The sequence below is a fragment of the Vibrio sp. Vb2131 genome, assembly GCF_033338535.1.
Lineage (GTDB): Bacteria > Pseudomonadota > Gammaproteobacteria > Enterobacterales > Vibrionaceae > Vibrio > Vibrio alginolyticus.
In genome coordinates this window covers 270,157-282,643 of the sequence record NZ_JAWOSW010000003.1, presented here as the reverse complement: position 1 = coordinate 282,643, position 12,487 = coordinate 270,157, and the positions used below count along the sequence as shown (strand labels likewise).

Annotated in this window: 13 protein-coding genes; 5 read left to right on the top strand and 8 right to left on the bottom strand. The window is 45.3% G+C overall.

The window, feature by feature from the left end:
• The first annotated feature begins 37 nt into the window (after positions 1-37).
• Positions 38-1,390, top strand: a complete 1,353-nt coding sequence (locus R7E38_RS05300) for an AmpG family muropeptide MFS transporter (RefSeq protein WP_005380257.1) — start codon at positions 38-40, stop codon at positions 1,388-1,390.
• Positions 1,391-1,453: 63 nt separating this feature from the next.
• On the opposite strand, the gene R7E38_RS05295 is transcribed toward R7E38_RS05300, so the two are convergent.
• From R7E38_RS05295 to R7E38_RS05280, 4 genes are read right to left on the bottom strand one after another with little or no spacing between them, the layout of a single operon-like run.
• A complete protein-coding gene (locus tag R7E38_RS05295; RefSeq protein WP_005380256.1) occupies positions 1,454-2,113 on the bottom strand; it encodes a ChrR family anti-sigma-E factor in 660 nt (219 codons plus the stop codon).
• On the bottom strand, positions 2,110-2,694 hold the full coding sequence (locus tag R7E38_RS05290) for an RNA polymerase sigma factor (protein ID WP_017636022.1): 585 nt from the start codon (positions 2,692-2,694) through the stop codon (positions 2,110-2,112). Before R7E38_RS05290 ends, R7E38_RS05295 begins: the two co-directional genes overlap by 4 nt.
• A gap of 44 nt (positions 2,695-2,738) precedes the next feature.
• On the bottom strand, positions 2,739-4,097 hold the full coding sequence (locus tag R7E38_RS05285; RefSeq protein ID WP_213905848.1) for a DUF4397 domain-containing protein: 1,359 nt from the start codon (positions 4,095-4,097) through the stop codon (positions 2,739-2,741).
• Positions 4,094-4,690 (bottom strand): LON peptidase substrate-binding domain-containing protein, encoded by a 597-nt coding sequence (locus R7E38_RS05280; RefSeq protein ID WP_017636020.1) that lies wholly within the window; start codon positions 4,688-4,690, stop codon positions 4,094-4,096. The genes R7E38_RS05285 and R7E38_RS05280 overlap by 4 nt, the downstream gene beginning before the upstream one ends.
• A 323-nt stretch (positions 4,691-5,013) precedes the next feature.
• Between R7E38_RS05280 and R7E38_RS05275 the strand changes: the two genes are divergently transcribed.
• The 4 genes from R7E38_RS05275 to csdA all read left to right on the top strand — a co-directional run bounded on the left by R7E38_RS05275 (position 5,014) and on the right by csdA (position 8,665).
• Positions 5,014-5,859, top strand: coding sequence for an outer membrane protein OmpK (locus R7E38_RS05275; RefSeq protein ID WP_005391741.1), 846 nt, complete (start codon positions 5,014-5,016; stop codon positions 5,857-5,859).
• A 108-nt stretch (positions 5,860-5,967) separates the two neighbouring features.
• Entirely contained in the window at positions 5,968-6,858 is an 891-nt protein-coding gene (panE, locus tag R7E38_RS05270; RefSeq protein WP_054865702.1) for a 2-dehydropantoate 2-reductase, read from the top strand.
• The gene (locus tag R7E38_RS05265) at positions 6,855-7,454 is read left to right on the top strand and encodes a DJ-1 family glyoxalase III (RefSeq protein WP_170890494.1); all 600 of its coding nucleotides are present in this window, start codon (positions 6,855-6,857) and stop codon (positions 7,452-7,454) included. The genes panE and R7E38_RS05265 overlap by 4 nt, the downstream gene beginning before the upstream one ends.
• Entirely contained in the window at positions 7,454-8,665 is a 1,212-nt protein-coding gene (gene csdA / locus R7E38_RS05260; RefSeq protein ID WP_213906524.1) for a cysteine desulfurase CsdA, read from the top strand. The genes R7E38_RS05265 and csdA overlap by 1 nt, the downstream gene beginning before the upstream one ends.
• 33 nt (positions 8,666-8,698) lie before the next feature.
• On the opposite strand, the gene R7E38_RS05255 is transcribed toward csdA, so the two are convergent.
• The 4 genes from R7E38_RS05255 to mltA all read right to left on the bottom strand — a co-directional run bounded on the left by R7E38_RS05255 (position 8,699) and on the right by mltA (position 12,389).
• Positions 8,699-9,619, bottom strand: coding sequence for a GGDEF domain-containing protein (locus tag R7E38_RS05255; RefSeq protein WP_046874992.1), 921 nt, complete (start codon positions 9,617-9,619; stop codon positions 8,699-8,701).
• Between the two features lie 309 nt (positions 9,620-9,928).
• On the bottom strand, positions 9,929-10,357 hold the full coding sequence (gene csdE / locus R7E38_RS05250; protein ID WP_213898557.1) for a cysteine desulfurase sulfur acceptor subunit CsdE: 429 nt from the start codon (positions 10,355-10,357) through the stop codon (positions 9,929-9,931).
• Between the two features lie 19 nt (positions 10,358-10,376).
• Entirely contained in the window at positions 10,377-11,186 is an 810-nt protein-coding gene (gene tcdA, locus R7E38_RS05245; RefSeq protein WP_005380241.1) for a tRNA cyclic N6-threonylcarbamoyladenosine(37) synthase TcdA, read from the bottom strand.
• A gap of 99 nt (positions 11,187-11,285) precedes the next feature.
• Positions 11,286-12,389: a murein transglycosylase A gene (gene mltA, locus R7E38_RS05240; RefSeq protein ID WP_012841480.1), complete on the bottom strand. Its 1,104-nt coding sequence runs from the start codon at positions 12,387-12,389 to the stop codon at positions 11,286-11,288.
• Positions 12,390-12,487 lie beyond the last annotated feature (98 nt).

The following is a 12,487-nucleotide window of genomic DNA, read 5'->3' as shown; positions in this document are numbered from 1 at the left end:
TTTCTCTTTCAACGGCTTCATTTTATTGGATTGATTTATGTCTTCATTACCTTCCATCACTTGGTTGGAAACGGTAAAAAGTTACCTCGATAAACGACTCATGTGGGTTTTCATGCTGGGCTGCTCTAGCGGCTTTCCGTGGGTTCTTATCGGTTCAAACATGTCAGGTTGGCTAAAAGATGCCGGCTTGACCCTCTCCGCAATTGGCTATTTTGGTAGCGTTTTTGCGGTCTATGCGATCAACTTTCTGTGGGCACCTCTGGTTGACCGCGTGAAGCTGCCAGTCCTCTTTAGACTGCTGGGGCAAAGACGTAGCTGGATTTTCTTTTGTCAAAGTATCGTACTCGTCGCTACCCTATTTATTGCCGGTGTTAATCCAGCGGAAAACTTGGTGTTTGCGTCACTACTCGCCTTGTGTATTGCAACGGCTTCAGCGACACAAGACATCGCAATTGATGCTTTTCGTATTGATACTTTCCCAAAGTCAGAAGAGTCTAAACTGCCTCAAGCTTCTGCAATGGCGGTCATTGGCTGGTGGACAGGTTATTCACTACCGGGTTATTTAGCGTTTGTTAATGCTGACAGTGTCGGTTGGAATGGTGTGTATTACGGGATGGCGGTGATAGTCGGCATTCTAATGGTCTTTACGATTTTAGTCGGTGAACCTAAGACTCAACGCGAACAACTTCAGTCTGCCGCTGAACAACGCCACAAAGAAGTGGTTGGTTCGAAAGTCGTAGCTTGGTTTACCGTGACTGTTGTGGAACCTTTCCTTGATTTCTTTAATCGCAATGGTGTCCGTGTCGCGATTACTCTGTTGCTGTTCGTTTTCCTATTTAAAATTGGCGAAGCGTTTTTGGGCAGGATGTCGATCGCGTTCTACAAAGATATTGGTTTTAGCAATGAACAAATTGGCTATTACTCCAAACTGATTGGTTGGGGAGCCACCATCTTCTTTACTTTTGTCGGAAGCATGTTCAACGTTAGGTTTGGTATTGTACGTGGATTAATGATCGGTGGTATTGCTATGTCTGCCAGTAACTTGATGTTTGCTTGGATTGCTTCGGTAGGCCCAAACGAGCACTTGTACTTAGCCACGATTATTGTCGATAACTTTACGACTGCTTTCTCAACTGTCGCTTTTGTTTCATTTTTGACGATTCTAACCGGACAAGCATTTTCGGCAACTCAGTATGCGTTGCTTGCTTCTCTAGGAAACTTCGGACGGACGACTCTTGCTTCTTTCAGTGGCGAGCTAGTGGATTATCTTAATGATTGGAGTACATTCTTCGTGCTTACCGCTGTCATGGTCGTGCCAAGCTTGATTATGTTGTACTCGCTACGACATTACTTTGATGCTCTATTGGAAAAAGCACGTCACAAGCATTAACGAAACATATAAAAAACCACCGAATTCGGTGGTTTTTGTTTTGCGAGATATAAGATAAGAGGTCTATGGGTATAACCCTTTACCAAACATATTAAATATACGTGCCACGCCTTGAGTAAAGATCATCGGCTCAGTCAATACGGTTAAACACAAGCAGTCTTCTCCGGCCTTAGTGTAAGGGCTGTGCTTCACTGATGCGTCTCTAATCATCAAATCGCCCTCTTCATATTGGCCATCCTCGTCACTAAATCCGCCATGCAGGATCAATGTAGACTCCAGGCCTTTGTGCGTATGTTGAGGAATTTGCACATCTTCCCCGATGTACATTAAGCTGACACGAGCGTCTTCCCCTAGGTCAATCTGAGCACTGAAAACCTTGCCTCCGTAACTTCTCCATGACCCTACGAGGTCAGAGAAACGCGCTAAGGTTTTAGGAAGAGCGAAGCTTTTTCCTGCCACATTAACAGCAGCAGAGTCGCGGATCACGATGTTATCAGTCGCTGGCTCCGCGTTGATGATGTCATTGAACATGTCGTCAAATTCAGAAACATACTCAGAAGGTATGTCACTTACGATGTTCGCTTGACTTGCTTCGACTTGGTTCACATAAGCTCGGCACTTGGTGCATGTTTCTAAATGGGTTGCGACCACAAGACCAGAAACTGCATCAATGCTTCCCGAAGCGTATGCTTCTAACAAGCTGTTATCTGGGTGTTTGTTCATAGTTGCTCCGTATGCATTGAATGCCTTAGCTTTTCTACTGCAAGCCTCAGCCTGGATTTTACGGTACCGAGGGGTATATCAAATAATTCCGCGACCTGTTGATGAGGTAACTCTTCAAGATATACCGCTTGTAAAACATCTCTCTGGTTTTTCGGTAATATATCTAAAAACTTAACCACCTGTTCTTTCAACATATCTTGTTCTGGTGAATAGTGATCAACAAGATCTGGTGGATAATACTCTGACGGCCAAATGTCATCAGAATGAATGTGTAATTCCTTACCTTTCTGTTTTCTCAGCAGATCAAAACAAAGGTTTCGGATTATGGTATATATCCAAGTCGATAACGCGCTCTTTTCACCATCATAGAGGTGCGCTTTCTGCCAAACTGTCGCCATGGTCTCTTGCACCATCTCCATAGCAACTTGCTCATTACCAACATGTTTGTAAGCGAATTGCTTCAGCTTGGGTGCGTAAAAACGGAATACAAAAGCGAACGCATCTTTGTCTCGATCCTTCACTTTATCCATGTAATCGTTCCAATCACTGCGCCCCAGTTTTTTCGGGCTATCACTCATCATAATCGGCCTTAATTTGTGGGAGGAGTCTCCTCCTCCCATTCGTCCTAATCGGTCACGTCATCGACCAACAAGTTGAAACCACCGTTGTTCCCATCATCAATGGCAACGACTTGGTACACAACACCGTTCATTACATTGACTGGTGCTGAGTCAACCGCAACAATACTTGGGTTACCAGCCACTGTTACCGTTACATAATAGGTACCTTCAGCGACATATAATCCTTGTACGCTATTTTTATACGCAAAATTAGCAATAGTTGGATCACTTCCATCTATTCCTGCACTCGTAGTGAGGTAAATATCCACCATTTCCGCTATAGGATTAGCCGCCGCGTGTGTCACATTCAATGTCGCGCTAGTCGCCACAGCGCGTCTCATATCTTCAACAACCAGAGCTTCGATATCAATCGCTGGGCTAACAACACCGACTGCATAAACACTGTAATCCATTCCACCTGCAACCATTAACCCGTCAACATCTATGATCGGATTGGTTGTTGTGCCATCCACGTAAACGTCAATATCGTAAGCGCCAGCAGCAAGATCCAAATAACCACGAATCTCTTTGAACGCTAAGTCGGCAAGAGGAGCGAAGGCCGCCCCGTTAACGTTAACATCGACGACTGGCGCTCCATCGACAAGGTGTCCGACTCTTACTTCAGCTTGGCTGCCCATATCTTCAATTATAGAAGAGCCAGAACCGTCCAACACCAAGAGTTTGACAGGTGACGTGCTATTCGAATCTCCTGTGCCGATAGCGGCAATCGTCAAGTTGGAGTTAGCCGCAAGAGATACTGTGCCCGAGTCAAAAGCAACGCTGTCTCCTACGGCAAGTCGAACTTGATACTCACCAGCTGGGATGTTCAATACGTCGGTAGAAGCTTTGTAAGCAAGGTTAGTTATTGGAGTCGCGCTAGCAAGAGCAGCACCTGGCTCAGTGACATAAAGATCAACAGCAGGAACGCCTGAAGCTGCATGAACAACTTGAACATCTAGACTATTGGCATCAGCCATTGAATCGGAGCTGCGAGTCACAACTAAAGGCTCAACTGGGTTTGGCGAACCATCGGCATCGCCAACAACGAACACGTTATAATTGAGGTCGGAATCAAGATCTAGTTCTGTTTTAGGTATTACGGTCGCGGTTTGATTACCTGGGAGCTGAACATCGACCTGAATCGAATTCATCCCCTCTCGCAATTTAACGTAGCCAGATCCCACACCATAATCAACATTCGTTAATGATGGTTTATCGTTGATCCACACATTTGCAAGCGGCGCATCAGAAGAAGCGTGCACTGCTTGTAAATTGGAATACTCGATAGTGTCACTGTCGGAGCCACACGCCGCCAGTCCTAATGTCGCAACAATAGTTAGCGCAGCTTTATTAAATCCTTTCATATCCTTGCCTCTTTGTTAGTCGGGGCTTCTATGGCTTCTGTCAGAAATTGCAACGCAGGAATACAGTCCTCTGCGCCGACTAGCTGTTCGAACAGATTGCAGTCTAGGGGTAGTAACTCAAGCCAACGCTGAGTAACCCAAGCAGAGTCATCGTAAAAACGATGCTGGTAGAGGCTTCCAAGTTGAGGAAACTCTTCATAAACATGGGATAACTGCTGGCTTAAAAAGAAGAAATCTGGTGAGTTGTCTAGATGTTGCCAATTGTCTAACCATTCAACCTCTGCATGACGTAAGCCATCCGCATCTGCACGGACGCGTTTGACAACAAAGCGTTGCTCACCAGCAACTGTAATACCAAGAAGGCCATCACTGAGTGTTTCAAAATCAACGATCCTGACCAAAGTTCCGATAGATGAAACGTTACCCACGTCTTTAGGGTCACCTTCACTTCCTACCAGGCAAACTCCAAAGCCCACATTTTGTAGGCTGCATTCCTTTACCATTCGCTTATATCGTGGCTCAAAAATGCGCAGATTCATTTTACCCTCAGGGAGTACAACTGAAGTGAGTGGGAATAACATGACTTCTTTCATTCAAACGTCCTCTTTGATTCACGGATACATACGAATCCCTTATCACTCCGATCACTAACGATTTATGTTGGTTAATCGACTGGCTTAAAAAGTCATAAAATCGCTTACGCAAACGATCCAAATCACACATTTATTGCAATCAAATGCAACAAACAAAAAGTTCCGTAAATAAAGATAATTTCGTGACACAACTCACCAAAAACGTTCAGTTTTGCACCCTTTATCACTTTCATTTGGGATTTTTATCGCTATTATTCCCGCCAATTGGAAAGCGCAGCATAGATTGCGTGTTCTGAATCATTACAAACATAGAGAGTCCCCTTATGCGTAAATCACTTTTAGCTCTTAGCCTTCTAGCGGCTACTTCAGCTCCAGTTATGGCGGCAGATTACTCTGACGGCGATATCCACAAAAACGATTACAAGTGGATGCAGTTCAACTACATGTACTCAATTGATGAAATGCCACGAGTTAAAGGCGCTGACGACAACGCTCACGATTACCTAGAAATGGAATTTGGCGGTCGCTCTGGTATTTTCGACCTATACGGTTACGTAGACGTATTTAACCTAGCGACTAAAGATAACCAAGATAAGTCAATTGAGAACGGCGCTCCTGACAAGATGTTCATGAAATTTGCACCACGTATGTCTCTAGATGCCGTAACTGGTAAAGACCTATCTTTCGGTCCAGTTCAAGAGCTATACATTGCATCTCTAATGGAATGGGGCGGTAACAACGGTGGTGTAAACAACCAGAAAATCGGTTTAGGTTCTGATGTAATGGTTCCTTGGTTAGGTAAAATCGGCCTAAACCTGTACAGCACTTACGATGGCAACAACAAAGGTTGGAACGGTTTCCAAATCTCGACTAACTGGTTCAAACCATTCTACTTCTTCGACAATGGTTCATTCATTTCTTACCAAGGTTACATTGATTACCAATTCGGTATGGATGATGATGCTGGTAACAAATTTGGTACTACCGCGTCAAACGGTGGTGCAATGTTCAACGGCATTTACTGGCACTCAGATCGCTTCGCGGTTGGTTACGGCCTGAAAGCATACAAAGAAGTATATGGCGTAAAAGACGGTCTACAAGTTGCTCCAGGTGTTGAGCTAGAATCGACTGGTGTAAGCCACTACCTAGCTGTAACTTACAAGTTCTAATTGAACCACTAAGTTTGCTCAAAAATGGCGCCTTTCGGCGCCATTTTTATTTGCTTTCCTTTTTTCCCTCATTATCCTTGCAGCAAACCTTTTTAATGAGAGCGTTTGGTGAATATCCTTATCCTCGGTCCAGGTGCGGTGGGCTCACTCTGGGCAACAAAATTTAAGCTTGCCGGGCACAATGTTTCATTGTGGGGAAGAAGTTCAGAGAGACAACAATCACTTCAGTTGGATGACACACCCGCAATCGTATTCAGTAATCAAGATATTTCCTCCGTAAATAAAGCAGATCTAATTTTGATCACGGTAAAAGCTTGGCAAATGGAAGACGCCATTCAGCCTTTACTGCCTCATACCAACGCAGACACGATTATCATGCTGATGCACAATGGTATGGGTACCGCCTCTGGCGTGGAGAAGGCTCTGCCAAACAATCCTATCGTGCTCGCCACAACGACGCACGGCGCATACAAACCAGATAACCAACACGTACTGCATACCGGTCACGGAACAACGCAAGTGGGTGGTTATAATGACAAAGGAATGCAGTGCGCTTTTCTGCAAGATGTTATGCATCATGCTCTTCCAGAGGCCATTTGGAATCCACACATCCAATCTGCGTTATGGACTAAGTTAGCAATTAACTGCGCGATTAACCCACTGACTGCGATTCAGCAGTGTAAGAATGGTGAACTTGCGAAGCCCGAGTTTAAGATACAACTCGAAAGCATCACTCAAGAACTGGTTGAAGTAATGAGTAAAGAAGGTATTGCTATCGAGTTTCGCTCTCTTTTCGATACGGTACTGCAAGTGGTGAACGCCACAGCTGAGAACTATTCTTCAATGAGACAAGACGTATTCCATCAGCGTCGAACGGAAATTGATTTTATAACCGGATACTTGTTAAAGGCTGCCGAGAAACATCGCATCAATACGCCTGAGAATTTAAAACTTTACCAACGCATCAAACAAATAGAACAAAGCTGGACAGAACAATGAGTAAGAAAATCTTAGTGCCAATCGCTCCGGGCACCGAAGAAATGGAAGCCGTCACCGTTATCGACATGATGGTTCGCGCGGGTTATGACGTTACGGTAGCGAGTGCTGCTTTTGATGGCTCATTGACGATGAAAGCTTCTCGCGGAGTCACACTAACAGCCGATTGTAAACTGGTCGATATCGCTGATAATGAGTTTGACGCCATAGCGCTTTCTGGTGGTGTTGGTGGTGCAGAAATTTTTCGTGATAGCACGGTGATGATAGAAATCCTTAAGCAGCACATCTACGAGGGAAAATTGGTCGCTGCTATCTGCGCAGCACCAGCGTTGGTATTGCAACACCATGATCTTTTCCCACAATCACTGATGACCTGTCACCCGAGCTTTCAGTCACATATCCCGGAAGAGAAGTGGCGCAGCAAACGCGTGACCTTTGATATCAACCACAACCTGATCACTAGTCAAGGTCCGGGTACAGCTTTAGAGTTCGCGATGGAAGTAATCATTCAACTCTCAGGTAAAAAACACGCATGGTCAGTTGCTGAACCAATGATCCCTCTGCCTACTCTGCACTACCACAAGCTTGGTGAAGAATAATGTTTGACGTAAATGCTGTACGTGAGCAATTTCCCGCTCTAAATCAATCCGTCAACGATACGCCCTTAGTGTATCTAGATAGCGCAGCGACAACGCAAAAACCGCAATGTGTGATTGATGTCATCAGTCATTACTACAGTGCGCAAAATGCCAATGTTCACCGTGGCAGCCACAGTTTAACGGCTAATGCCACCAGCCAATTTGAAGCGGCACGAGAACGAGTGGCAAGCTTTATTGGTGCAAACAGCTCTAAAGAGATCATTTGGACACGGGGCGCAACCGAAGCACTGAACTTAATTGCTCAAACCTACGCCCGTAGCACGTTACAACCAGGTGATGAGATCTTGATTAGCGAGATGGAGCACCACGCCAACATCGTGCCCTGGCAAATCGTGGCAGAACAAACGGGTGCTAAAGTCATTAAAGTTCCGATGACATCAGATTGCCAGTTCGACATCAGTGCATTTGAGGCGCTTCTGTCTGACCGCTGTAAAATTGTTGCTTGCGCACAAATAACCAACGTAACAGGCACACACCAACCTATCGAAAAAATCACTGAACTGGCGCACAACGTTGGCGCGGTTGTTGTAGTTGATGGCGCGCAAGGCATCGTACATGAGCAACTTGATTTATCGACATCAGATATCGATTTCTACGTTTTCTCAGGTCACAAACTTTATGCACCAGCAGGCATTGGGGTTTTATACGGCAAGCTTGAACTTTTGGAAGCCATGCCACCATGGCACGGCGGCGGTAAAATGGTTGAACGCGTTTCTTTCGAAAAAACGACGTTTTCTGCACTTCCTGGAAAATTTGAAGCGGGCACACCAAACGTTGCGGGCGCGATTGCTCTAGCGAAAGCCATTGAGTGGTACCAAGGTTTTGACCATCACGAAGTAGAGACTCATCTCCATGCGCTTCAGGATAAGGCCTACCAAGCACTAAGCGCTTTGGATGACATTCATATTCTAGGCTATCAACCGAATGCCTCTGTACTGACGTTCGTCATGGACGGCGTTCATCACCAAGATATTGCGACGCTGCTCGATCAACAAGGCATTGCGATACGAGCAGGACACCACTGCGCTCACCCATTGATGGATGCGCTAAATGTGAAAGGCACGGTACGCGTCTCTTTTGGTATTTATAACACGACGAACGATGTGGAAAGACTCATCGCCGCCGTAGAAAAAGCCGTCGACATGCTATAACGCCAACGGTTTGATTTGGAGTAACCAACAAGGTTACTCCATCTGCCTATCCAGAGTCGCCACGCAATTTCTGCCATTTCTTTTCGCAGCATAAAGCGCTTTATCTGCATGCGCATACAAACGTTTGGTGGTTTCATTTCTGCCTATTTCCACCACGCCTACACTCACCGTGACCGGAATTTCAATCTTTTCAAATTCGAACTGACAATTTTGAATGTGGGAACGTACTTCCTCTCCTACCTCTTTCGCCGCCGACAGAGAAGTTTCTGGCAAAATAATCGCAAACTCCTCCCCTCCGACTCTTGCAAAAATTTCGTCTTTGACGAGTAAGTGAGAAACCAAATCAGCTAACGTCTCTAAGACATAATCCCCCGCATCATGACCACGTTTATCATTGATGACTTTAAAAAAATCCAAATCAAATAATAACAACGCGGAGTGATAATCCGGAGCTTGGGATTTAATAACTTCTTCTGTGAGCTTTTCGAAAAAGACACGTCGGTTGTAGATGTTGGTAAGAGCATCAATTTGGCTTTGATGGCGAAGAAGGGTTTCAACTCGGTGGCGATTGGAGATGTTGCGTGTAAGAATAAGGACAACGCGACGACCTCGGTATTTTATAGCGAGTGGGCAGATCTTGCCTTCGTAGTATAGGTCGCCTCTTGGCCCACTGTTAGCATCTATTCCCTGAATGCTGTCGGCGCACATCTTGTACTCGATCGTCACAATACTGTCTTGTTTCAGTGAACGATTTATCTGTTCGATAAACCAGTCAGCTTTATCTTTCTCAAGTACGCTGTGCAGCGTCTCACCTATCAAATTACTTCCATCGTGATAGGCTTTTTTATCTGTTCCTCCAAAAACATCAATATAGATACCATCTTCACTCAGAATAAAAGTGGGGTCTGGCATTCCGGATAACACGTCTTGCGCATGTTCCAAGGTGAATTGCATATAGGGAGGTTCCTAGCATTTGTATCTAAGTAACCCAATCGCTTCCAAGTGTGTTTCCACATTGGGGAATAGGAGCGAGTGGGGCATATGTCTATTATCTAATATAGACAAATTTTAAATACAATTGAGTTTATAAAAACCAAGTGGGCAATATAATGAACCAGGATCAATAGAATGGTTAATTAACGCTAAAATAGTCGACCATTTGCATATTTTTTATCCATTTGCAAAAAATATCTCAACTCAGATACAAAAAACGCCAAACAGCTAGGCTATTCGGCGTTTTTTAAGAATTGGGAAAATGACTCGTTACACGGCGGTTTGCTTAATCTGCTCTACAATAGCTTTCAAGCCATTACCACGTGACGGGCTTAAATGGGAGACAAGCCCCAGTTGATCAAAATAAGCATCAATATCAAATGCTTGAATTTGATCGGCCGTTTTACCGTCATAAGCTGCCATTACCAAGGCAATCAATCCACGGACGATACGCGCATCGGAGTCCCCACAAAAATGCCAAACGCCATCTTGCTCTTGGCTCACTAACCACACCAAGCTTTCACAACCCGAAACGGTAACTTGTTCTGATTTCAGCTCTTCTGGCATTTGTGGCAGCTTTTTACCCCACTGAATAACCTGACGGTAGCGATCTTCCCAGCCTTGAAATTGCTGCATAGTCGCTACAATGTCTTCGCTGGTGATATCTGTACCAAATGGAGAAACGGGAAAATCTGTCATGACGCGCTCTTCTTCTAGTTTACTTCTTATATTTTGAAATCAACTTCTCAACGATTCGCGATACCGCGACAAAGCCAAACGTTGCAGTTACGACAGTCGCCGCACCAAAACCGCTAGCGCAATCCATACGTTTTGGGCCTTCCGCTGTCGACTTCACACCACACACTGAACCGTCTGCTTGAGGATACTTCAGCTGCTCGGTTGAAAACACGCAATCAATACCAAACTTACGAGCCGGATTCTTAGGGAAGTTATGATGACGACGCAAGGTGTCTTTGATTTTCTTCGCTAGAGGATCTTGGATCGTTTTCGTTAAGTCAGCGACCATGATCTGCGTTGGGTCAACCTGACCACCAGCGCCCCCCGTAGTGATCACTTTGATCTTGTTGCTGCGGCAATACGCCAACAAAGACGCCTTCGCTTTTACGCTGTCAATCGCATCTAGCACGTAATCAAACTCTTTGCTTAAGTACTCATGTTGATTGTCTGGCGTGATGAAATCATCAATCAGATTGACTTTACACTCTGGGTTGATCAATTTGACACGCTCGGCCATCACTTCAATTTTGCTTTGGCCAACGGTGCCCGTCATCGCATGAATTTGGCGGTTAATATTCGTGACACAAACATCGTCCATATCAATCAGAGTCAGCTCACCGATCCCGGTACGGGCCAGCGCTTCGACCGCCCATGAACCCACGCCACCAATACCAATAACACAAACGTGTGCAGCGCGAAGAATGTCCACTTCACTGTTGCCATAAAGACGACGAGTGCCGCCAAAGCGTTGATTGTAGCTGTCAGATGCTGGGGTATCGAGTTCACGCATATTGAAGTCCAGATGATCGATAGAAAAACAAAGAGTGCGATTTATACGCACTCTTTGATGAAATGTCTAGATAAGAGGCGGTTCCTCTTTCTTGGGTCGCTATTGTAGCTTTTCTGGCGGTAAAGCCCAAGGCGCTTGAGTTGGTGAGTTTTCCAGCCCAAGTTTCCACACTCGACCAAAATGCTTGTAGTGCCCTGCTTCCGTTCCCGCTCTCGCACCAATACCATGATACAGATCCAAATGGTTCTGTTTTACCGCACCACCAGTGTCTAAAACGATCAGCATTCGCAGTTGATGCGCACCGCTCCACGTACCATCCGCATTCAGCAATGGTACTTCCGCCAAGATTGGTGTGCCCATTGGTAAGATAGAACGGTCACCCGCGACCGCGGCCATTGGCAACAAAGGAATACCAGCCGATCCCGTTACTGGCGCTTCCGCTTTTGGCGCAAAGAAAACGTAAGAAGGGTTTTGCTCCAACAACTCGCGTACTGTTGCGTCGTCGTTGTCCATCACCCACTCTTTAATCGCTTTGAGAGACATTTTTTCACGCGGCACTTCACCACGTTCAATCAAAATGCGGCCAATACTAACGTAAGCTTTATTATTTTTCCCTGCGTACGCGAAGTACTCCAACGTATCATCATCTTCAAAATGCACATAGCCACTGCCCTGCACTTCCATCATAAACGGGTCAATACGATTAGGCGCATAACCTAGCACTAAACCTTGTCCATCTAGTGCTCCATTGTAGATCTCCGCGCGAGTCGGACAATCTGATGAGCAGTTTGGCTTGCCATAAACTGGGTACTTAAAAATGTCGTTTGGTGTATGACGCAGTTCCATCACGGGAGAGAAGTATCCGGTAAACAACACATTACCTTTTTTATCACCACCACCCAATTGCGCGGCTTGAATGCCAAACGCACTCAACGCACTGGTATCTCCGCTCTGTTGCGCCCACTCACTTAATCGTTGATATAGCGGTTGGTACATCTTCGCCATGGATGGTGACTTTATCACCACTTGCTCAGCTTGCTTGTTAAATTCAGTAAAATCGCGTGGTTTGTTAGACTCAACCACATCCACTTGATTGAGGATCTGAGGAAACTCACCATCAAGATATTGCTGAGCACGATCATTTTGTTGAGCACAGCCAAAGAGTAGGCTCAAAGAGATAATAGGAAGGAGTTTTTTTAACACGTGTCTTTTCCGTAAAAGAGAATAGCAAAAGGATGGCAAACAAATGCATACGGTGCAATTGAAAAGCAACGACAAAATGTTTCAACGCTAAGCCAATC